General features: G+C 64.0%; 26 protein-coding genes and 1 tRNA gene. 14 read left to right on the forward strand and 13 right to left on the reverse strand.

Annotated elements, in window-relative coordinates:
- The first annotated feature begins 53 nt into the window (after window positions 1–53).
- Window positions 54–269: a TOBE domain-containing protein gene (locus VSR82_RS00325; RefSeq protein ID WP_008922916.1), complete on the forward strand. Its 216-nt coding sequence runs from the start codon at window positions 54–56 to the stop codon at window positions 267–269.
- Window positions 270–304: 35 nt separating this feature from the next.
- Here VSR82_RS00325 and VSR82_RS00330 read toward each other — a convergent pair whose 3' ends face one another.
- Complete coding sequence (locus tag VSR82_RS00330; protein WP_368582829.1) at window positions 305–565, reverse strand: hypothetical protein; 261 nt, start codon at window positions 563–565, stop codon at window positions 305–307.
- A 158-nt stretch (window positions 566–723) separates the two neighbouring features.
- Between VSR82_RS00330 and VSR82_RS00335 the strand changes: the two genes are divergently transcribed.
- Window positions 724–921, forward strand: coding sequence for a hypothetical protein (locus VSR82_RS00335; protein ID WP_013089281.1), 198 nt, complete (start codon window positions 724–726; stop codon window positions 919–921).
- Window positions 922–1,040: 119 nt separating this feature from the next.
- Window positions 1,041–1,283 (forward strand): DUF6566 family protein, encoded by a 243-nt coding sequence (locus tag VSR82_RS00340; protein ID WP_410851964.1) that lies wholly within the window; start codon window positions 1,041–1,043, stop codon window positions 1,281–1,283.
- A 157-nt stretch (window positions 1,284–1,440) separates the two neighbouring features.
- Here the strand turns inward: VSR82_RS00340 and VSR82_RS00345 are convergent, their stop codons facing one another.
- The 4 genes from VSR82_RS00345 to VSR82_RS00360 form a co-directional block, all read right to left on the reverse strand.
- Entirely contained in the window at window positions 1,441–1,710 is a 270-nt protein-coding gene (locus VSR82_RS00345) for a hypothetical protein (RefSeq protein ID WP_368582832.1), read from the reverse strand.
- A 351-nt stretch (window positions 1,711–2,061) separates the two neighbouring features.
- A tRNA-His gene (locus VSR82_RS00350) sits at window positions 2,062–2,137 on the reverse strand.
- A gap of 89 nt (window positions 2,138–2,226) precedes the next feature.
- A complete protein-coding gene (dusA, locus tag VSR82_RS00355) occupies window positions 2,227–3,228 on the reverse strand; it encodes a tRNA dihydrouridine(20/20a) synthase DusA (RefSeq protein ID WP_410849200.1) in 1,002 nt (333 codons plus the stop codon).
- 141 nt (window positions 3,229–3,369) lie between these two features.
- Window positions 3,370–3,741: a hypothetical protein gene (locus VSR82_RS00360; RefSeq protein WP_368582835.1), complete on the reverse strand. Its 372-nt coding sequence runs from the start codon at window positions 3,739–3,741 to the stop codon at window positions 3,370–3,372.
- A 390-nt stretch (window positions 3,742–4,131) separates the two neighbouring features.
- Here VSR82_RS00360 and VSR82_RS00365 point away from each other — a divergent pair, with 390 nt between their 5' ends.
- Window positions 4,132–4,365 (forward strand): hypothetical protein, encoded by a 234-nt coding sequence (locus tag VSR82_RS00365; protein WP_368582836.1) that lies wholly within the window; start codon window positions 4,132–4,134, stop codon window positions 4,363–4,365.
- On the opposite strand, the gene VSR82_RS00370 is transcribed toward VSR82_RS00365, so the two are convergent.
- Complete coding sequence (locus VSR82_RS00370; RefSeq protein WP_176367880.1) at window positions 4,341–4,586, reverse strand: hypothetical protein; 246 nt, start codon at window positions 4,584–4,586, stop codon at window positions 4,341–4,343. The genes VSR82_RS00365 and VSR82_RS00370 overlap by 25 nt on opposite strands.
- 246 nt (window positions 4,587–4,832) lie before the next feature.
- Window positions 4,833–5,060 (reverse strand): DUF3820 family protein, encoded by a 228-nt coding sequence (locus VSR82_RS00375; RefSeq protein ID WP_368582837.1) that lies wholly within the window; start codon window positions 5,058–5,060, stop codon window positions 4,833–4,835.
- Between the two features lie 169 nt (window positions 5,061–5,229).
- Here VSR82_RS00375 and VSR82_RS00380 point away from each other — a divergent pair, with 169 nt between their 5' ends.
- A complete protein-coding gene (locus tag VSR82_RS00380; protein WP_410849198.1) occupies window positions 5,230–6,282 on the forward strand; it encodes an NADP(H)-dependent aldo-keto reductase in 1,053 nt (350 codons plus the stop codon).
- 96 nt (window positions 6,283–6,378) lie between these two features.
- On the opposite strand, the gene VSR82_RS00385 is transcribed toward VSR82_RS00380, so the two are convergent.
- Entirely contained in the window at window positions 6,379–7,803 is a 1,425-nt protein-coding gene (locus tag VSR82_RS00385; RefSeq protein ID WP_429459470.1) for a M20 family metallopeptidase, read from the reverse strand.
- A 208-nt stretch (window positions 7,804–8,011) separates the two neighbouring features.
- Between VSR82_RS00385 and VSR82_RS00390 the strand changes: the two genes are divergently transcribed.
- Window positions 8,012–8,995 (forward strand): LysR family transcriptional regulator, encoded by a 984-nt coding sequence (locus VSR82_RS00390; protein ID WP_429459468.1) that lies wholly within the window; start codon window positions 8,012–8,014, stop codon window positions 8,993–8,995.
- Between the two features lie 281 nt (window positions 8,996–9,276).
- Window positions 9,277–9,699: a hypothetical protein gene (locus VSR82_RS00395; protein ID WP_013089291.1), complete on the forward strand. Its 423-nt coding sequence runs from the start codon at window positions 9,277–9,279 to the stop codon at window positions 9,697–9,699.
- A gap of 47 nt (window positions 9,700–9,746) precedes the next feature.
- Here VSR82_RS00395 and VSR82_RS00400 read toward each other — a convergent pair whose 3' ends face one another.
- Together VSR82_RS00400 and nodI are read right to left on the reverse strand one after the other, a co-directional pair.
- Window positions 9,747–10,574 (reverse strand): ABC transporter permease, encoded by an 828-nt coding sequence (locus VSR82_RS00400; protein WP_368582841.1) that lies wholly within the window; start codon window positions 10,572–10,574, stop codon window positions 9,747–9,749.
- A gap of 19 nt (window positions 10,575–10,593) precedes the next feature.
- The gene (gene nodI / locus VSR82_RS00405) at window positions 10,594–11,508 is read right to left on the reverse strand and encodes a nodulation factor ABC transporter ATP-binding protein NodI (protein ID WP_429459465.1); all 915 of its coding nucleotides are present in this window, start codon (window positions 11,506–11,508) and stop codon (window positions 10,594–10,596) included.
- Between the two features lie 341 nt (window positions 11,509–11,849).
- Between nodI and VSR82_RS00410 the strand changes: the two genes are divergently transcribed.
- Window positions 11,850–12,317 carry a universal stress protein gene (locus tag VSR82_RS00410; RefSeq protein ID WP_013089294.1) on the forward strand — a complete coding sequence of 156 codons (468 nt, stop codon included), beginning with the start codon at window positions 11,850–11,852 and terminating at the stop codon, window positions 12,315–12,317.
- A gap of 71 nt (window positions 12,318–12,388) precedes the next feature.
- Here VSR82_RS00410 and VSR82_RS00415 read toward each other — a convergent pair whose 3' ends face one another.
- The 3 genes from VSR82_RS00415 to lexA all read right to left on the reverse strand — a co-directional run bounded on the left by VSR82_RS00415 (window position 12,389) and on the right by lexA (window position 14,223).
- The gene (locus tag VSR82_RS00415) at window positions 12,389–13,006 is read right to left on the reverse strand and encodes a DUF2939 domain-containing protein (protein ID WP_368582843.1); all 618 of its coding nucleotides are present in this window, start codon (window positions 13,004–13,006) and stop codon (window positions 12,389–12,391) included.
- 119 nt (window positions 13,007–13,125) lie between these two features.
- Window positions 13,126–13,470 carry a hypothetical protein gene (locus VSR82_RS00420; RefSeq protein WP_410849193.1) on the reverse strand — a complete coding sequence of 115 codons (345 nt, stop codon included), beginning with the start codon at window positions 13,468–13,470 and terminating at the stop codon, window positions 13,126–13,128.
- 102 nt (window positions 13,471–13,572) lie between these two features.
- A complete protein-coding gene (gene lexA, locus VSR82_RS00425; RefSeq protein ID WP_008922406.1) occupies window positions 13,573–14,223 on the reverse strand; it encodes a transcriptional repressor LexA in 651 nt (216 codons plus the stop codon).
- 312 nt (window positions 14,224–14,535) lie between these two features.
- On the opposite strand from lexA, the gene VSR82_RS00430 reads away from it, so the two are divergent.
- The 6 genes from VSR82_RS00430 to VSR82_RS00455 all read left to right on the forward strand — a co-directional run bounded on the left by VSR82_RS00430 (window position 14,536) and on the right by VSR82_RS00455 (window position 20,845).
- Window positions 14,536–15,582, forward strand: coding sequence for a sulfate ABC transporter substrate-binding protein (locus VSR82_RS00430; RefSeq protein WP_368582846.1), 1,047 nt, complete (start codon window positions 14,536–14,538; stop codon window positions 15,580–15,582).
- Window positions 15,583–15,740: 158 nt separating this feature from the next.
- On the forward strand, window positions 15,741–16,637 hold the full coding sequence (gene cysT, locus VSR82_RS00435; RefSeq protein ID WP_410849192.1) for a sulfate ABC transporter permease subunit CysT: 897 nt from the start codon (window positions 15,741–15,743) through the stop codon (window positions 16,635–16,637).
- A complete protein-coding gene (gene cysW, locus VSR82_RS00440) occupies window positions 16,634–17,638 on the forward strand; it encodes a sulfate ABC transporter permease subunit CysW (protein WP_368582848.1) in 1,005 nt (334 codons plus the stop codon). The genes cysT and cysW overlap by 4 nt, the downstream gene beginning before the upstream one ends.
- Complete coding sequence (locus tag VSR82_RS00445; protein WP_429459456.1) at window positions 17,639–18,697, forward strand: sulfate/molybdate ABC transporter ATP-binding protein; 1,059 nt, start codon at window positions 17,639–17,641, stop codon at window positions 18,695–18,697.
- A 121-nt stretch (window positions 18,698–18,818) separates the two neighbouring features.
- Complete coding sequence (locus VSR82_RS00450) at window positions 18,819–19,745, forward strand: CysB family HTH-type transcriptional regulator (protein ID WP_013089301.1); 927 nt, start codon at window positions 18,819–18,821, stop codon at window positions 19,743–19,745.
- Window positions 19,746–19,798: 53 nt separating this feature from the next.
- Window positions 19,799–20,845 (forward strand): asparaginase, encoded by a 1,047-nt coding sequence (locus tag VSR82_RS00455; RefSeq protein ID WP_429459454.1) that lies wholly within the window; start codon window positions 19,799–19,801, stop codon window positions 20,843–20,845.
- The last annotated feature ends 164 nt before the right edge of the window (window positions 20,846–21,009 follow it).

The raw sequence follows: 21,009 nt of genomic DNA on the forward strand, positions 1-21,009 counted from the left end.
TCGATCCCATTTGATCCATTCCGTTATCAACCGCTTCTGTGGAGTCATCTGAAATGAGCATTTCCGCCATCAACGTGCGCAATCAGTTCAAAGGCAAGGTCAAGGAAATCATCCGCGGCTCGGTGGTGTCCGAAGTCGACGTGGAGACGCCGTTCGGCATCGTTACGTCGGTGATCACGACGCGCTCGGTCGACGAACTCGAACTGAAAGTCGGCTCGGAGGTAGTCGCGCTTGTGAAGTCGACCGAGGTGTCGATCGCGCGGCTTTGATCACGTTGCGCTAGTGCGAGCGGCGTGCGCGGCGGCTACTTCGCGTTTGCGCCGCTTGCCGGCGGCTCGTGCGACATGTGGTCGTTGGTCGGCTTCGCCGGTCGCTTGATCGGCATGTTGTCCGGGTTGCTCGAACCCCCGGCGCCCGATGCCGCCTCGGGCGGTTTGACCATCGGCGCATGGCTTTCCGGCGGCGCGCTGGACGCCGTCTGCGCGACGGCGTTCACGCCGCTCGCGAGCAGCGCCGCCAGCGCTGCAGCAGTGGCCGTTACAGTGGCCCAATTGCCTCGCTTCATGTCGTTCTCCTTCGATGTCGCGCGTCGTTTGTAGACACGCGGCTGTGTGCACAATTCACTAGTAGCAGACCGTGTTCCGGGGCCGCTGCGGACGCGGCACGCCTGCATCCGCCGATGAAACTTGCTACGATGAATTGAGCATTCCGACGGAGACGGCCATGTCGAAGTCCTTGAGTCCCGAAGCGGTCGAAGCGTTGCGGCGTCTGAACGACGTCGGCGTCGGACAGACGGCGCCCGAAGTCGCGCAGTCCGTCGCGGCGGAGTTGCTGGCATGCGACCTCGTTGCCGAAGCGGGCAGCGGTGGGGTCGAAATCAACTGCAACGGCCGGCAGTATCTTTCCGGCGACTGCAACTGATCTGCTGCTAGGCGGCCGGCCGCATGGCGGGGGTGAAGAGCGAGGCGGCGCGTCGCGGGTGAGTCGCGCGCGTTCGTTTCGTTCATTTGCCCGCGATCAGCGAAACCACGGAGACGAACATGGAGCCGAAGGGCGTCGACATGGGCGACTACGAGGCGCGCTACGGCGACTATGACATCGAGGTGGCCGTCGAACAGGTACTGACCGGCGTCAAGGCGCATTTCCGCGTGCTGCGCGAGGATTCGACGGTGGTCGACTGGCAACTCGTGCATATCGATAGCCTGTGGTCCACCGAGAATGCGGCCGCCCAGGCGGCTTTTAGCGCGGCGCGCGAGTTGATCGATGCGGGGCTGGCAAGCTAAGGCGGATAGCCGGATCGCGACGGAAGGATGCCGGGCGCACTAGAGCCGGCCGGCGTAAACGCAACTGGGCGCCGGCATCGATACTGCATGCGCGGCGCCCAGTTTGATCGCTGCCTTCAGCGGCAGCGGATCTGACGGTACTGCTACTGCTGGTGGCTTAGTGGCCGAAGTACACCGATTGCGGGCCCGACTTGGGTTCGCTGCGCGAGCCCGATTGGGTCGACACGCTATTCACGCCACCGTACGCATTCGATTGCGCGTCGGCGCGTTCCGCAGCGACGGTCTGAGCGTTCTGGCCTTGTTGCGAAGCCGGCGCGCCAACCGACGGACGATAGTACGGCGCCGGACCATAGCCGCTTGCGAAAGCGGGAGCGGCGATCGAGGCGGAAGCGGCAACCAGCAGGGCGGCGATAAACTTGGTCTTCATGGTAGGACTCCGATAACGTTTCGACTGCATTTCAGGAAGATGTTGCAGGAGCCAGTGAACCAGGTGTCTGCAACGTCGATGGAAGGCAGTGTATACCCCTACTATCGAGAATTTGTGCCGATAATCTGAAATTACTATTCCCGGCGAAGAAACAATCGTTCAGACGTAAGCGCGGCAAGGCAGAGCGGGGATCCGGCCCCGTTGGCCAAATGGTTTTTGCGGCTCGGAAGAGGGCGAGAAGGAGCGGTGCGGGCCCGGAAGACCGCACGTTCATCATGGGAAACGGGAAAAGCGGCCAGCAAAACAAAAACGGCGTTGTGATTGCTCACAACGCCGTTTGCTTGAATTCTTTGGGGTGGCTGATGGGACTCGAACCCACGACGACAGGAATCACAATCCTGGACTCTACCAACTGAGCTACAGCCACCACTAACATCCGCTTGACTTGCTTTAAAAACCTGTCTCGCCGACGAAGAAACGAGATTATAGGGACTAGATTTTGGTTTGCCTAGTCCTTTATTCAAAAACTTCGAGAGGCTCGCGCAGATGCTGTCTCGCTTCGTCGAAGATGGTCAGATCGCGGGCCGCAAGCCGCTTGCTGTCGGACAAAACGCGACGCCAACCGCGTGCGCCCGCTTCGCCGCGATACAGCCCGAGCGCATGGCGCGTGATCGCGCCGAGATAGGTGCCGCGCGCCATTTCGGTCGCGCAATACTCGATCAGTTTCGCTTCGACCTGGTCGCGCGTCAGCGGCGGTTGCGTCGACCCATAGAAGCGCGCGTCGACATCGGCGAGCACGTACGGGTTGTGATACGCCTCGCGACCGAGCATCACGCCGTCGACGTGCTGAAGATGCATGTCGACTTCGTCGAGCGTCTTGATGCCGCCATTGATGATGATCTCCAACTGCGGAAAATCGCGCTTCAGCTGATACGCGTAGTCGTACTTGAGCGGCGGGATCTCGCGGTTTTCCTTCGGGCTCAAGCCCTTCAGGATCGCGTTGCGCGCATGAACGATAAACACCTCGCAGCCCGCTTGCGCGATCATGCCGACGAAATCGCGGACGAAGCCGTATTCCTCGACCGTATCCACACCGATGCGGTGCTTGACCGTGACCGGCACCGATACGACGTCGCGCATCGCCTTCACGCAATCGGCGACGAGTTGCGGCTCGTTCATCAGGCATGCGCCGAACGCGCCGCGTTGCACGCGCTCGGACGGGCAGCCGCAATTCAGGTTGATTTCGTCATAGCCCCATTGCTCGCCGAGCTTTGCCGAACGCGCGAGATCGTCAGGCTCGCTGCCGCCGAGTTGCAGCGCGACCGGCGCTTCTTCGGGCGTGAAAGCGAGATGACGCGCCACATCGCCGTGCAGCAGCGCACCGGTCGTCACCATTTCCGTGTAAAGCCACGTATGGCGCGAAATCATTCGATGCAGCGAGCGGCAATGACGATCCGTCCAGTCCATCATCGGGGCAACGGACACGCGGCGAGGGCTGGGAGTGCGGGGTAAAGACATGGAACGGCCGAGCGGGCTTGAATCAAAACGATAATTTTACCGCAAGGCCAGAAACCGCCGGGCGCGCTGAAGCCGTGTCACTGTCGCGACGGGGGCGGACACCGGTTCGTCGATGCATCAAGACCTCAATGCCTGAATGCCTCAGTGTCCATGTCCCCCCATTCCGCCACCACCGGTCCACGCGCTGCCGCCGCCGTGCATGCCGCCGAAGCCGCCACCGTGCCAGCCGCCGGTCCCGCCATGCCATCCGCCGTGGCCGCCGTGCCAACCACCGCCATGCCATCCGCCATGCCCGCCGTGCCAATAGCCATGTCCGTAATAGCAGCATGGCCCGCCAAAACCGCCGTAGAAACCAACCGAGCCGTACACCGGGCCATAGTAAGGCGGTCCATACGCGTAAGGATAATAGGGTTGCGCATAGCCGTAGTCCGCTGGCGGCGCGACGGCGCATCCAGTGACGCTCGCTGCTACGGCCGCCGCTAGCAGCGTCATCGATGCAATGAGCCTGGTCACGATTTTCTCCTCCAAGTAAACCTGAGAAAGACCGCGCGCAACGGAGTTCAGCCGCGTTTGTGTCCGAGCGTTACCGGCGTTGGCGCGGCGCTCCGCGCTCAGGGCCGCGACCATGCGAGCCGTTGCCGCGACGCTCGACCTTTCCGCCAATCTTCCCGCGTCTAATCGAACGGCGCTGCGGTAACACTTCGTTAATCATTCGAAACGCTACTCAAGGGCAGCGCTGCTAACTTCCGCGGGACGATTCGTCTCTTGAGTCGCAAGCGATGCGACGTCGAGGCGTTGAACAAAGCGGACGCGGCGCAGTAGGGCGCGCTCGGCGCGGACTAACTGTCATCGCACCTACGGTCAGTCGACGGCGCACTGACGGCACGCTCTTCCCCGGGCGCGATGCTCGAGATCGCGTACGAGGAACTGGTCGACGATTTCGAAGCGAACGCACTCGCATTTCCTGAGACGACGCGGCCTGTGAGCACCGCGAGTTCGGCGCAGGTGCGCCGACCGTTGTACCGCACGTCGATGCGGCGCTGGCAGCCGCGACGCGAATTGCTCGAACCGCTATGGGAAGTTTTCGGCGCCGAGCTGACGGCGGCCGACGCTCAGTGCGCGATCACCGACACGTGATGCAGCCACGGGTACACCCCGGCAATGAACGCCGCGTAGATCGCCGCCATCGTCACGCCGGCGGCCGTGCCCCAAACGTCGCGCGACGCCGCGCCCTGGCGGAAATGCACGGGCAGTCCGACCACGACGTAGCCGATCACGAAGAACAGGATGACCGCGCGCACCGGCGACAGATCGTGACCGATGAAGTCGAGCAATGCGGACAGGTTGAATTGCGACATGGATACAGGCAGTCACGAAGGCGGGGGATCGCACGGCGCCGGAACACAAGGAAACAGTGGAGCGGACGATGACTGAACCGCTTCACTATCGACGTTCCACAGCGCGACGACCTATGCCGATTAAAGGCCATGCAAACGCGATCCGCAAGGAAAAAACCTGTATGAATTCGGACTGCCCGACATTGCTTGCAGCTTGCCTGCGCCGCGACTTTCAGCGGGCTTGGCAACGCTTTCACGCAGACGGATTCAGCCCTCGTTGGGCTTCGGTTTGCGCAACGGATCGAGCAGCGGTTTCAAACCGTTGTGATCGATCTCGTGCATCAACGCGAGCAGCCGGCCGATCTCGCCGGGCGGAAAGCCCTGGCTCGCGAACCAGTTCAAATAGTGGCCGGGCAGGTCGGCGATCACGCGGCCTTTATATTTCCCGTAGGGCATCACGCGCGTGACCAGCAATTCGAGGTGTTCGTGATTCATGGCAACGAAGTCATGATGAAGCGAGGGCCGTGAGCGCAAAGCATGTGCTACGCAACTCGCCAGGCGGCGTGCAGCAACGCATGGCCCAGCATTCTAGCCTTGCTGCAGGTAATGCGCCGGCGTGGTAACGTCTGCGCTTTCCGTTCACCTCTTCAACAGGACAAGTTAGATGGAATACCGCAGACTCGGCGACTCCGACGTGCAGGTCAGCCTGATTGGTCTCGGCACGATGACGTGGGGCGAGCAGAACACCGAGCAGGAAGCGCACGCGCAGATCGACTACGCGCTCGATCACGGCGTGAACCTGATCGACACCGCCGAAATGTATCCGGTGCCGCCGCGCGCGGAAACGCAAGGTTCGACGGAGCGCTACATCGGCACGTGGCTCGCGCAGCACAAGAGCGCGCGCGAGAAGATCGTGCTCGCCACCAAGATCGCGGGTCCCGCGCGTCAGCCGCACAATCCGCGTCATATTCGCGGCGAAGGGAACCAGTTCGACCGCAAGAATCTGACCGAGGCGCTCAACGACAGCCTCAAACGTCTGCAGACGGATTACGTCGATCTGTATCAGCTGCACTGGCCCGATCGCAGCACGATGACCTTCGGCCGTGCGTCGTATCCGTGGGTCGACGACGCGTACACGGTGCCGATCGAGGAAACGCTGACGGTGCTCGCCGAATTCGTGAAGGCTGGCAAGGTGCGCCATGTCGGCGTGTCGAACGAAACGCCGTGGGGTGTCGCACAGTTTCTGCGCGCGGCCGAAAAACTCGGCTTGCCGCGCATCGTCAGCATCCAGAATCCGTACAGCCTGTTGAACCGCACCTACGAAGCGGGTCTGTCCGAGTACGCGCATCGCGACAATATCGGTTTGCTCGCGTATTCGCCGCTCGCGTTCGGCTGGCTGTCGGGCAAGTACGAAGGCGGCGCGCGTCCGGCCGGCGCACGCATCACGCTGTTCGAGCGCTTCGCGCGCTACAGCAAGCCGCAAGCCGTGCAGGCGACCACGCGTTATGTCGAGCTCGCGAAGCGCCACGGCATGTCGCCCGCGCAATTCGCGCTCGCGTTCGTCAATAGTCGGCCGTTCGTGACCAGCAATCTGATCGGCGCGACGTCGCTCGAGCAGTTGAAGGAAAACGTCGCCAGCGCGGACGTGAAGCTGTCGCCCGAAGTGCTTGCGGAAATCGACAAGCTGCACGAGCTGCAGCCGAATCCGGCGCCTTGATGTCGATGTAAGCGCGACCCGCTTGCCGCGGTGGCCCCGGTCGAATGTCGGGGCCGGCCGCGGCAGGTACAGCGAATCAATCGACGCTAGCCGAACTCAACTCGCGGCCTTTGCCGCATCCACGACCTCGCGCTTCGCCGCAAGCGGCGCATTCTCGCCGAGATCCCAGAACAGTCCCGCCATCATCTGCAGGCCCTCGCGCACCACCGGGCCGAGAAGATGCTCGTTCGGCGCATGCTGCGAGCAGGCCGGATAGGAATGCGGCACCCAGATCGTCGGCAGACCGAGCGTGTCGGCGAATACCTCGTTCGGCAGCGTGCCGCCGAGATTCGGCAGCAGCGCGGTCTTCTTGCCGGTGGTCGCTTCTAGCGACGCGAGCGCCCATCTGACCCACGGATCGTCCGGATCGAGCCGCGTGGCCGGTGCGCCGCGTTCGACGTCGATTTCGACCAGCTGAAAGCCGTGCGCATCAAGATGCGCGCGCAGATGCTTGCCGAGGTTTTCCCAATCGGTGCCGACCACGAAACGCAACTGGCAGACCGCGAACGCCGACGGCGGAATCGCGTTGACCGGGTTCTCCGGATTGCCCGCCTTGAACGCAAGCACTTCGAAGCTGTTCCAGCCGAACACGCGCTCGGGCGCGGAAAGACCCGGTTCGCCCCAGTTGTCGTCGACGGTCGGGTCGCCGGGACCGTCGCCCACCGTGATGTCGGCAAGCGCGCGGCGCACGGCCTCGGGGATCGGCGGCGGACGCAGGCCGTCGACTGCGATCACGCCGCGCGCATCGACCAGACTCGCGAGCGCGTTGGCGAGCACCGTCGCCGGATTGCGCAGCAGGCCACCCCAGTTGCCCGAGTGATGCGCGCCGTCGCGGAGATTGAGCGACAGCTTGAAATTGACCGCGCCCCGCGAGCCGAGAAACACGGTCGGACGACGCGCGGCGAGACGCGGGCCGTCGGAGGCGATCAGCACGTCGGCGGCGAGCTCGTCGCGGTGCGCGCGGCAGATCGCATCGAGCCCCGGCGAGCCCGTTTCCTCGCCCATTTCGATCAGCAGCTTCGTGTTGAAGCCGAGCTTGCCGTCGCGCGCGGCGAGCGTGCACGCGAGCGCGGCGAGGTTGATCGAGTGCTGGCCTTTGTTGTCGGCGGTGCCGCGACCGAACCAGCGCTCGCCTTCGACGGTCACCGCCCACGGCGTCAGCGGCGCGCGCCACTGGGTGTCGTAACCGCGCACGACGTCGCCGTGGCCATAGATCAGCACGGTCGGCAGATGATCGCCTTCGTGACGGTTCGCGATCAGGAACGGACCGAAGCCATCGACCGGGTTATCGACGATGCGCGTGCCGAAGCCGAGGCGCTCCGCTGCGGGTTGGATTTCGTCGGTCAGATAAGACAGCAGCAGCGCGCCGCGATCGCTTTCCTGGCTTTCGGTGCGAATGCCGACGCGGCGGTTCAGGTCGGCGAGAAAAGCGCCGGATTCAAAGTGCCGGGTGGCAAGCTCGATCGCCTGGTTGCGGCTCATGTCGGTGTCTCCAATGCGGGGGATGGGTGAGGCCGGCAGAGAGCCGCGGCCCGATGGCATGGTCTTCGGGCGAATTGCCCGCGATGCCATTGCGACCGATTCTAGAAGCGCGTCATTTTTGTCACAATGATCATGTTTCGAAGCTTGCATTGCCGCAAAGGCAAAGCGTCGCTACACCATTGCAACCGATTCGATCGAGGCGTCCCGGATGGCACGTTCACTGCATGGCATCGCGTTGCGTTATTTCGTCGAAGTCGCGCGCAGCGGTTCGCTGAGCGACGCATCCGAACGGCTGCATGTCGCGGTATCGGCGCTTAGCCGGCAGATCGCGCGGCTCGAGGGCGAACTCGGTGTCACGCTGTTCGAGCGGCGTCCGCGCGGCATGGCGCTGTCCGAGGCCGGCGAGCGGCTGCTCGCCTACGCACAACGCAGCCTGCTCGAAGCCGAGCACGTGATGAAGGAGCTCAGCGGTCTCGCTAGCTTGCACGGCAGCCGGATCAAGATCGCGACCGCCGAGGGCTTCGCGGTCGACTTTCTGCCCGCTGCGATCGCGGATTTCCGCGCCGAGCATCCCGGCATCGATTTCACGCTGACCGTGATGTCGCCGGCCGACGCGACCCGCCATGTGCGCGACGGTGACGTCGACATCGCGTTGTCGTTCAGCCTCGCGCCGGAGAAGGGCGTCAAGGTGGAGCACACCGAACGCGCGCCGGTGTTCTTGCTGGTGCGCGCCGATCATCCGCTCGCGGCGCGCGCGAAGCTGTCGCTCGCCGAGGTGAGCGGTTATCCGCTGGTGTTGTCGGAGACTGGCACAACGCTTCGCCAGTTGATCGACATCACCTGCGCGCTCGAAGGCATCCTGCTCGAGCCGGACCTGATCTGCAACAACAGCGGCGCGAGCTATCGCTATGCGCAGAAGTCCGGCGCGATCATGTTCACGGGGCTGCTATCGGTGCGCGACCGCTATGCCGACGACGGCTTCGTCGTGATTCCGCTGACCGACCCGCAGATGCGCCAGCGCAGCATCCAGGTGCAGACGATGGCGGGGCGCGAGTTGCCGCCGTCGGTGCGGGCGTTTCGCGACCATCTGATCGCGCGGATCGCGGATCCGAAGCCGGCCGGGGCGCAGGCGTCGAAGGCGGACCGAGGGCGCGGCAAGCGCACGCCGCGGCGTCCGCGAGCCGATGCATGAAATGCGACACATGCCACGCAATAAGCGGCAAATGTTCTCCCTGAATCCGAATCACGACCTAAACTGTGGTGGACGGCAAAGACGGCCCTGAAAAAACGGCCCTGATGGTGCGCGCCACGATCGGGGGAAACGGCAGAACAACGACAGTCGAAGCGCGGACCGGCCGCGCAGCCCGCGATGCTGCAATGCACATAAGCGGCAATAGATGGACCCAAAAAGAAACGCGGCGCGTCGACCCGATGGCGCGTTGCCCACAACAGAGCGATAGGACCAACACATCCATGGCGCAACAGAAAACCAATCCGAAACTCGAGCAGGCGCTCACACGCGGCGATCTCGCGATCCGCCAGGCCAACTCGGCGAGAGCGACCGCGCTGTTGCGTGCGCTCGCCAAGATGATCGTCGATGCGTCGGCGACCATCGGCGTGGAAGCCTTCACATTGATTCACGACGGCGACAAGATCTACGATCCCGCCGATGGTTTATGGCCGCAGGCGTTGCTGATCTCGCTCGACGGTCCGGTCGAAGACGCCGATCCCGACGAATTGCGCACGGTGCGGCTGATCGCGGATGATCCGGCCACCGTGTTCCGGGTCGAATGGCAGCGCGCCGATGGCAAGATCGGTCGTCACGAGGGCGGCCCGTTCGCGACGGTCGCGTTCATCTCCGACGTCGACATTCCGTGGACCGATGACGAGGACTGAGCGCGCGACGATAGCAAACGCGCAGAGCGACGACCGGCGCGTTCGGCTTACTTCATCATGCGGCGCCGAAACAGGATCGCCGACACGATAAAGCCGCCGACTGCATACGCGGCGAGCACGCTCACATGCAGCGCCGCGTGCTCCATCGGCCGGCCGAGCATCGCTGGGCGCATCAGATCGACCGCATTGGCGAGCGGCAGCGCGGCGGTCACCGCTTGCGCGGCGCCGGGCAACTGCGAGATCGGAAAGAACACGCCGGAGAGGAGCAGCATCGGCGTGAGCACGAGGGTCTGATAGAACATGAAAAAGTCGTACGACGGCGCGAGCGCCGTCACGATCATCGCGAGGCTCGCGAACGCGAGACCGGCCAGCACGATGACCGGCAGCGCGAGCAGCATCGACGGAAAACTCGCATAGCCGAGCGCGCCCGCTACCAGCATGATCGCGACACCCGACAACACCGATTTGCTGGCGGCCCACACCACCTCGCCGAGCACGATATCGCCGAGGGTAAGCGGCGTATGCATGATCGCTTCCCACGTCCGCTGCACGTGCATGCGCGAAAAGCCCGAATACATCGACTCGAAGCTCGCTGACATCATCACGCTCGACGCCACCGTGCCCGCCGCGAGGAACGAGATATAAGACACGCCGTCGACGTGCCCGACCATCAGCCCGAGCCCCAAGCCGAGACCGAACAGATAGATCATCGGATCGGCGAGGTTGCCGAACATTGACGCGATCGCGAGCTTCTTCCACACCAGATAGTTGCGGCGCCACACCGCGATCCAGTTCGTGGCGTTGGCGGGGAAGGCGCCGAACGGCTCTTGTGCCGATGGCGTGGCGTCGTGGGTTTCGTAGGTGCGTGCGTCCATCAAGTGCCTCGCTGCGGGTTCAGTCCTGCATTTCGCGGCCGGTGAGCCGCAGAAACACATCTTCGAGATTCGCCGGCCGATGCAGATAGCGCAAATCCGCGCGCTGCTTCAGGCGCATATGCACGGGCTGTGCGTCGTTCACGTAACAGAACAGGGTCTCGCCGCTGATCTCGGTGCGCTCGGCGAGCGGTGCGAGTTCGTCGCGCAATGCAAACGGATCGGGACCGTAGATCTCGATCACGTCGCAGCCGATCTCCGACTCGATCAGCTCGCGCGGCGCGCCTTCGGCGATCTTGCGTCCTTCCTCGATCACGCACAGTCGATGACAAAGCCGTTCGGCTTCTTCCATGAAGTGCGTGGTCAGCAGGATGGTCTTGCCGCGCGCTAGCAGCGATCTCAATCGCTCCCAGATCAGATGGCGCGCTTGCGGGTCGAGACCGGTGGTCGGCTCGTCCATGATCAGCACGTCGGGATCGTTGATCAGCGCGCGTGCGAGCGTGAGGCGCCGCTTCATGCCCCCGGACAGCTCGCTCACGCGCGCGTCCGCCTTGTTCTCGAGGCGGGCGAATTCGAGCAGACCCGGCACCGCCGCGCGACACTGCGCGGCGCTCATCCCGAAATAGCGGCCGAACACGAGCAGATTTTCACGCACGGTGAAATCGGGATCGAGGTTGTCGAACTGCGGCACCACGCCCACGCGCGAGCGCGCGAGGCGCGCACGGCCCGGGATCGGTTCGCCGCACAGGCGGATCGCGCCGGCGTCGGGCGCCGCGATGCCGAGCAGCATGCGCAGCGTCGTGGTCTTGCCGGCGCCGTTGGGGCCGAGCAGCCCGAAGCATTCGCCGGTATTAACATGAAACGACAAGCCGTCGACGACCGTTTTTTCGCCGTAGCTTTTCCTGACCTGATGGAACTCGATGGGGGCGGCGGGCATGACTCGAGTGAGGCTCCGGGAACAAGACATAACGTACGCACAAGAACAAACAACATACCTGCGACGCACGCATTGCGCACAGGCCGCTTATTCTAGGGTATCGGCCACTGATGCGAGCGGGTGTCCGGGAACGCGTAATGCGTGGGATGCGATGCGTTCGCATACCAAGTTTTGCGGTGCCGCAAACGTGCGCGAACACTGCCTCAGCTGGCCCAACGCTTGTGCAGACGGCGTCAGCACGCACCGACTATGCACTTAGCGTTTTCCATCCCTTGCAAGCCGAATTGCGGCGCACCATGATTGATTCAGACCGCGCTTTCCGCGCGAATGGGAGAAGACAGATGGCGAGCTACCAGAAAATCCTGTTGTGCTACGACGGCTCGCGCGAAGGCCGCAAAGCCCTGCGTTGCGGCGCCGATCTGGCGTTGGACCTGAAGGCGGAAACGCATCTGCTGTCGGTCGTCGACATGCGTTCGAGCATCGCGCAAAGCGCGGGCTTATTGACCGATGTGGCCTGCGGAAGCTTCGAAAAAACGGCCCGCGAAATTCTGCAGGAGGGCGTGAACTGGCTGACCGAGCGAGGCGTGAACGCGCAGGGGCATTTCGCATTTGGTCATCCGATCGACGAGATCGCCAATCTTGCCAACGAGTTGCACGTTGACCTCGTGGTGGTGGGTCATCGCTGCCGGACCGGTTTGTCGCGGTGGTGGATGGGGGCGGGCAACACGCCGCTGCTCGACCGCGTGTCGTGCAGCATTCTGGTGGCGTGCTCTTCCGCGCAGGAGCAGCAGCAGGCGGCCGCGGCGTAATTCGAACAAACCTGACACGCGGCTGGCCGCAATGACCAGCCCGCGCATCCCTTCAGTTCACGGCTTGAACCTCACTCGTTCAGATTGATCGCCGCGAGCTTCCACGTGACCAGACCTTCGCGACGGAAGATGGCCGAATAGTTCGCGTTGCCTTCGCCGCGCCGGTACGTGACCACAAACTCGTTGAGACTCCGGTAGCCGGCCGTGCTTTGACGCCCGGGCGGCGGCGCGCTTGCCTGCGTGGGGGTGTCGCCCGCGGATGGTGCGGCCGGCGCTTCACCGCCCGCGGCTGGTGGGGCGGACGGTTGCTCGCCCGGTGTGCCGCGCGGCGGCATGCCGTTCAGCAGTGCCGCGACGCCGTCGGGTGTCGCATAGGCATCGACGAGCGGGCCGATCAGTGTCACGCCGATCACCGCGCCGATCGTGGCCATCTTGTTGCCGGCATCCGCTTCGAGCCGGCGCGTCAGCATCGCGCCCACCTGCTGCTTCAGGCTATCGCGTAGCGCGGGGAAGTCGACGTACTGATTGACGGTTTGCACGTCACGCGCGTCTGCCGCGCGTTTCAGATTGTTCACCGCGAGATACGGCGACGCGTAAATAAACCCCAGCGCGGCAATCACGATCACCACGATCAGCGTGATCAGCAGCGGCCGGGTGGCGCTGCCCTGTGTGCGTTTCGGAATGGTCATCGAATGGGACTCCACGTCAGTGATGATCTAACGTCGACCACGGCGAGGTCGAAACGATCCCATCCCACGCGAATCTCTGAACATCCGAAGTGCTTATTGCATGCGTGTTCAGAATTCGCTCAGGCTTCGAACACCGCGCCGTGCACGTTGGCTTCGTCGGCTATGCAACGATCGATCATACGGCATACGGCGTCGACCGTGCCGACCATGATCAGTCGCGACGGTCCATGATAGACCCGCACCGGTGCGCGGCGCGCGGGCTCCGCGATATTCAGCGCCGAATTCAGCGATACGCGCGCAAACGCCGGCAACGACGACGGCAGACCGCAAGCTTCGGCAGTCACGTCGAACAGCGACGGCGTGCGCGCCGCGGGCGCCTCGATCGGCGCGCAAGGCGTGAGCTTGCGCAGATGGCGCAGACGGCCGAACTGGCGAAAAGGCAGCAGACGGGCAAGGCGTTCCATGAGTCTCTCCAGACGATGCAGCTTAAATGCGCGGCGTAATGCGGGCGTTAATGCGGCTTGGGTCGGACAAACCGGCGCGAGCGTTCCGGCAACAGCGAAGGATCAGAACTCGCTGGGGCGAATCAGCCCGACCGCGATCCCTTCGAGCGCGAAATCCGCGCTGCCGGTTTCCACGAAGATGTTGTCGTAGTCGGGGTTTTCGGCGATCAGCTCGATGCCGTTCGGCCGGCGCTTCAGACGCTTGACCGTCACGTCGTCGCCAAGGCGCGCAATGATGATCTGGCCGTCTTTCGCTTCGCTGCGCTTTTGCACCGCGAGCAGGTCGCCGTCGAGAATGCCCGCGTCGCGCATCGACAGGCCGCGCACCTTCAGCAGGTAGTCGGGCTTGCTCGAGAACAGCGCCGGGTCGCACGCGTAGTGCTGCGAGATATGTTCCTGCGCGAGGATCGGGCTACCCGCCGCGACCCGGCCGATCAGCGGCAGTGACAACTGCATCAGGCCCGCATGTGGCAGCGTGAACTGGTGCGGCGCATCCTCCTGCCCGGACAGCAGGCGGATGCCGCGCGACGCGCCGGCCGCCAGTTCGATCACGCCCTTGCGCGCCAGCGCGCGCAGATGCTCTTCCGCGGAATTGGCCGAACTGAAACCGAGTTCGGCGGCAATTTCCGCGCGAGTGGGCGGAAAGCCGGTGCGTTCGATCGCGCGGCGGATCAGATCGAAAACCTGCTGCTGTCGTGCGGTGAGTTTTGTCATGGCCACTGTATGTATGAACAGGTGACTGTATTTTTATACAGTATTCGGCGCATTTCAAGCTTTACTTTAAGTTCGGCGCAAGGGGCGCGCTGGGGCGTCGTTTATCGGCGACATGGCGGCGTTTTCGGCGTCGGAACAGCCGGCGCGTCTGCCGTTACCACTTTTGGGCATTAAAAAATGAGGAAACATTATTTTTAATGATGAAAGCCCTTCGATAGACTGGCTTCCGGGTTGGCGCTCATGTGCACGTGACCGCGACGCAAAACGACACCAGACGCTTATCAGCGGACCATCACGCGGAGAAAAACTGAAATGAACCATCGGCATACGGGGCTTGCGGCTCGAACCAGAAAACTGATCACGGCGCTTGCCGTCGGCGCGGCGGGTACGCTCGGCATGTTGGGCGCAAGCGGTGTCGCGCACGCCGACACCACGCTGCTGAACGTGTCCTACGATCCGACCCGCGAGCTGTATCAGGACATCAATCAGGCATTCAGCAAGGAATGGAAGGCCAAGACCGGCGAAGCCGTCACCTTCAAGCAGTCGCACGGCGGCTCGGGCGCGCAGGCCCGCTCGGTGGTCGACGGTCTGCAGGCCGACGTCGTGACGCTTGCGCTCGCTTACGACATCGACGCGATCGCGAACAAGGGGCTCGTCGACAAGAACTGGCAGAAGCGTCTGCCGGACAACGCATCGCCGTACACGTCGACGATCGTGTTTCTGGTGCGCAAGGGCAACCCGAAGCACATCAAGGATTGGGACGATCTGGTGAAGCCGGGCGTGTCGATCGTGACGCCGAATCCGAAGACCTCGGGCGGCGCGCGCTGGAACTACCTGGCCGCTTGGGCGTACGCCGAGCATCAGCCGGGCGGCAACGCCCAGAAGGCCAAGGAGTTCGTCGGCAAGCTGTACAAGAACGCCGGCGTGCTCGATTCGGGCGCGCGCGGCGCGACCACCAGCTTCGTGCAGCGCGATATCGGCGACGTGCTGATCGCGTGGGAAAACGAGGCGTTCCTGTCGGTGAAGGAGTTCGGCCCGGACAAGTTCGAAATCGTGGTGCCGTCGGCGAGCATTCTGGCCGAGCCGCCGGTCGCGGTGGTCGACAAGGTCGTCGACAAACACGGCACGCGCAAGCTGGCGGACGCGTATCTGAACTTCCTGTATAGCGAGGAAGGCCAGGAGATCGCCGCACGCAATTTCTATCGTCCGCGATCGAACAAGGTGCCGGCCGATCTGACCGCGAAGTTTCCGAAGCTGAAGCTGTACACGATCGACGATTCGTTCGGCGGCTGGACCAACGCGCAAAAGACCCATTTCGCGGACGGCGGCGTGTTCGATTCGATTTATCAGCCGCAGTAACAACCACGGCCTGAAGCACAGGCACAGGCAAAAGAGCGCGCCCAGTGGGCGCGCTTTCGGCTAACCGGGGTCCGGTGGCCAGCAGGGCGGCAACACCGCAGTACGGCAACACAGCAAAACGAACAACCGCGAGCATCAACCATGAACGAGTATCCAGCATGACCACGTTGACTTTCCGCAAGCCGAGCGCATTGCCCGGCTTTGGCCTGACACTCGGCATCACGGTGGCTTATTTGAGCCTCGTGGTGCTGATTCCATTGGCGGCGACCTTTCTGAAAACCGCGACGCTCGACTGGGACCAGTTCGTGCGCGCGGTCACGTCGCCGCGCGTGCTCGCGTCGTATCGGCTGACGTTCTTCTCGGCGCTCGGCGGCGCGCTGATCAACGCGGTGTTCGGCTTTCTCGTCGCGTGGGTGCTGGTGCGCTATAGGTTTCCGTTCAAGCGCATCGTCGATGCGGTCGTCGATCTGCCGTTCGCTCTGCCCACCTCGGTCGCGGGCATTTCGCTCGCGGCCGTGTATGCGGGTAACGGCTGGATCGGCCAGTTCCTCGCGCCGCTCGGCATCAAGATCGCGTTCACGCCGGTCGGCGTGCTGGTCGCGCTGACGTTCATCGGCCTGCCGTTTGTCGTGCGCACGGTGCAGCCGGTGCTCGAGGAGTTCGAGCGCGAGCAGGAGGAGGCGGCCGCGTGCCTCGGCGCGTCGCGCTGGCTCACGTTTCGCCGCGTCGTGCTGCCGGCCGTGTTCCCGGCGCTGCTGACCGGCTTCGCGCTCGCCTTCGCGCGCGCGCTCGGCGAATACGGCTCGGTGATCTTCATCGCCGGTAATGTGCCGATGAAGTCGGAGATCACGTCGCTCCTGATCATCACGAAGCTCGAGCAATACGACTATGCGGGTGCGACGGCGCTCGCGGTCGTGATGCTGGTCGTGTCGTTTCTGATGCTGCTGCTGATCAACACGCTGCAGTGGTGGCTGCAGCGCCGCACGAGCCGCGGCAATGCGGGGCCCGCGCCAGCTGCCACGAGCGTCGCCGCAATCGGTGGAGGTGCGCAATGAGCCGCCGTCCGACCAACCCGGCAAGCGGTGCGCGCCGCCCCGATCCGGTCAGCGAACCGCCCGTTGTGCGCTGGCTGCTGATCGGCGTCGCACTGTTGTTTCTCGCGCTGTTCCTGGTCGTGCCGCTCGCCGCGGTGTTCTACCAGGCGCTGAACAAGGGGCTGCGTTTTTACTTCGAAGCGCTCGCCGACCCGGATGCGCTGTCGGCGATCAAGCTGACGCTGCTCACCGCGTCGATCGCGGTGCCGCTGAACCTCGTGTTCGGCCTCGCGGCGTCGTGGTGTATCGCGAAGTTCGAATTCCGCGGCAAGGCGCTGCTGACCACGCTGATCGACCTGCCGTTTTCGGTGTCGCCGGTGATCTCCGGTCTGATCTACGTGCTGATGTTCGGCGCGCAGGGCTGGTTCGGCCCGTGGCTCGCAGATCACAACGTGCAGATCATCTTCGCGGTGCCGGGCATCGTGCTCGCGACGATCTTCGTCACGTTCCCGTTCGTCGCGCGCGAGCTGATCCCGCTGATGCAGGCGCAGGGCAACGACGAGGAAGAGGCCGCGCACGTGCTCGGCGCATCGGGCTGGCAGACGTTCCGTCGTGTGACGCTGCCGAACGTGAAGTGGGGCCTGCTGTACGGCGTGATTCTGTGCAATGCGCGCGCGATGGGCGAGTTCGGCGCGGTGTCGGTGGTGTCCGGCCATATTCGCGGGCAGACCGACACGATGCCGCTGCACGTCGAAATCCTCTACAACGAGTACAACTTCTCGGCCGCGTTCGCCGTGGCCTCGCTGCTCGCGCTGCTGGCGCTGGTCACGCTGGGGCTCAAGCTGCTGGCCGAGCGTCATATGTCGGCGGAACTGTCGGCGGCGCGTGAGGTGCCCGCGTATGCGGGACCGGCGCCGGGCGGTGCATCACAGGCCAATAGCGCGCAGTCCGCTTCTCATTCGTTTTTCGTCGACGCCACGCCTGCGTCGCAGCGACATCCGCTCAAGCAAGGAGAGCTGTAAATGGGTATCACCGTTCGTAACCTGCAAAAGCGCTTCGGCGATTTCGTCGCGCTCGACAACGTGTCGCTCGACTTCCCGCCAGGCGAACTCGTCGCGCTGCTCGGGCCGTCGGGTTGCGGCAAGACGACCTTGCTGCGTGTGATCGCGGGCCTCGAATACGCGGACGGCGGCCAGGTCGAGCTGCAAGGCCAGGACGTCGCGGCGGTCGGCGCGCGCGAGCGTGAGGTCGGCTTCGTGTTTCAGCATTACGCGCTGTTCCGTCATATGACGGTGTTCGAGAACGTCGCGTTCGGCCTGCGCGTAAAGCCGCGCAAGGAACGTCCGTCGGAGAAGGTGATTCGCGAGAAGGTGCATGAACTGCTGAAGCTCGTGCAACTCGATTGGCTTGCGCAACGGTATCCGTCCGAGCTGTCCGGTGGTCAGCGGCAACGCATTGCGCTTGCGCGCGCGTTGGCCGTGGAGCCGAAGGTACTGCTGCTCGACGAGCCGTTCGGCGCGCTCGACGCGAAGGTGCGCAAGGAACTGCGCAGCTGGCTGCGCCGTTTGCATGACGATCTGCATATCTCGACGATCTTCGTCACGCACGATCAGGAAGAAGCGCTCGAAGTGGCCGATCGCATCGTCGTGCTCAATCGAGGGCATGTCGAGCAGGTGGGAAGCCCGCAGGACGTGTACGACCATCCGCAGACGCCGTTCGTCTATGAGTTTCTCGGCGCGGCAAACCGTCTGCACGGCAACGTCGATGCGCAAGGCTTCGTCGTCGATGGCGCCGCGCTGCCGGTCGCGATCACGGCGGGTTTCAGCGGTCCCGCGTTCGCCTATGTGCGGCCGCATGATCTGCAGCTGTATCCGCAGGCAGCCGGGCATCGAAACGGCATCGTCGTCGACGTGCGGCGCGTGGTGACGCTCGGCGGCTCGGTGCGCGTCGAACTCGCCGGTCGCGAGGGCAATCTGCTCGAAGCCGAACTCGATCGCGAAACGTGGCGTGATCTGCAACTCGCGGTCGGCGACGGTGTGACCGCAGTGCCGCGCGCGCTGCGGGTGTTTCCGGCGCAGTGAGACGGCAGCGCCGCCGTGCGGCGCACGAAGCAGGCGTGAAACGTATCGGCCGTACCGAGTGGTTCCCTTTGGCATTTGACAGCTCTAATAACTCAACTCTGGCAGAACCGGAGACACAACGATGAATTTCCAGCAATTGCGCTTCGTGCGCGAGGCCGTGCGGCAGAACATGAACCTGACGGAAGTGGCGAACGTGCTGTACACGTCGCAGTCGGGCGTGTCGAAACAGATCAAGGACCTCGAGGACGAGCTCGGCGTCGACATTTTCATTCGCCGCGGCAAGCGGCTCACGGGCCTCACTGAACCGGGCAAGGCCGTGCATCAGTTGATCGAGCGGATGCTGCTCGATGCGGAGAATCTGCGCCGCGTCGCGCGTCAGTACGCGGATCAGGACAGCGGCCATCTCGTCGTCGCGACCACCCACACGCAGGCGCGCTATGCGCTGCCGAAGGTGGTCCGGCAGTTCACGTCGGTGTTCCCGAAGGTGCATCTGGCGCTGCGCCAGGGCAGCCCGCAACAGATCGCGCAGATGATCATCAACGGCGAGGCCGATATCGGCATCTCGACCGAGGCGCTCGACCGCTTCCCCGACATCGTCACGTTCCCGTGCTATTCGTGGCATCACGTGGTGGTGGTGCCGAAGGATCATCCGCTGGTCGGCCGCGAAAACCTGACGCTCGACGAGATCGCCGAATTCCCGATCGTCACGTACGACCAGGACTTCACGGGCCGCTCGCATATCGACCAGGCGTTCGCGAAAGCAGGCGCGTTGCCCGACGTCGTGCTGACCGCGATCGACGCCGACGTGATCAAGACCTACGTCGAGCTCGGCATGGGCATTGGCGTGGTCGCGGCGATGGCCTACGATCCGAAGCGCGACACCGAACTCGTCGCGCTCGATACGCAGCATCTGTTCGAGGCGAGCACGACGCGCGTCGGTTTGCGCAAGGGCGCGTTCCTGCGCGCGTACGCGTATCGGCTGATCGAAATGTTCGCGCCGCAGCTGAGCGAGACCGATATCGCGGCGCAGTTGCGCGAGGCCGCTTAAGCCTCGCGATTTCACGCATGGCGGCGCGCGGCGCATCGCTTACAATCGCCGCCATGACTACCTCGACATCCTCTCTCCCGACTCCTCCGAGCACGCCGGGCTCCGCTTCCTTGTTGCCGCGCATCGCCGTGCTCGCGACCGGCGGCACGATCGCCGGCGCGGCACCGGATGCCGCCAACACGTCCGGCTATCAGGCGGGCGTCGTCGGCGTCGATCAGTTGCTCGCGGCGGTGCCGGCGCTGTCGACGGTCGCGCGCGTCGCGCCGGAGCAGATCGCCAGCGTCGATAGCAAGGACATGGCGCTGCCGCTGTGGACCACGCTCGCGCAACGTATCAACGCGCTGCTCGCGAGCGACGACGTCGACGGCGTGGTCGTCACGCACGGCACCGACACGCTCGAAGAAACCGCCTACCTGTTGCACCTGACCGTCAAGTCGGACAAGCCCGTCGTGCTGACCGCGGCGATGCGGCCGGCGTCGGCGCTATCGGCCGATGGTCCGTTGAATCTGCTGAACGCGGTGACAGTCGCGGCGCATGCGGCTTCGTGCGGGCAGGGCGTGCTGGTCGCGTTCAACAATCGCATCCATTGCGCGCGCGACGTCGTGAAGACGAGCACCTATGCGCTCGACGCATTCCAGTCGCCGGAAATCGGTGCGCTTGGCTGGGTGCAGGATGGGCGCGTCGAGTTTCAACGCAGTGTGGTGCGCGCGCATACGCTTGCGAGCGAGTTCGCGATCGATACGGCGTGGCCGCACGTAGAGATCGTCGCGAGCTATGCGGGCGTGTCGCGCATTGCCGTCGATGCGCTCATCGCCGCGGGCGTGCGCGGCCTCGTCATCGCGGGCACGGGCAATGGCTCGATCCATCAGGCGTTGCAGCAGGCGCTCGCCGACGCGGTGTCGCGCGGTATCGCGGTGGTGCGCTCGTCGCGTGTGGGCTCGGGACATGTGATGCGCAATGGCGCGGCAGCCGACGAAGCGCTCGGCTTCGTCAGCGCAGGTACGCTGAATCCGTACAAGGCGCGCGTGCTGTTGATGCTGGCGCTCGCAGCGGGCCATACGGCGCCGGCTGCGTTGCAAAAGGTGTTCGATACATACTGATTGACGAATCCGACAGCCGGACACCCGACGACGACGTCTGACCGACCAAGGCTTCCTCGGCGTCGCCGGGTGCCGCTGCGGACCCCACTTGCCGCTCTCAGCCCAGAGCGGCGCGATTTGCCCGTTTCGCTGCGCCTGCGGCCGAAGCCGCCGGGCGACGAACG

The organism is Burkholderia sp. JPY481 (genome assembly GCF_038900515.1).
Classification (GTDB): Bacteria; Pseudomonadota; Gammaproteobacteria; order Burkholderiales; family Burkholderiaceae; genus Paraburkholderia; species Paraburkholderia youngii.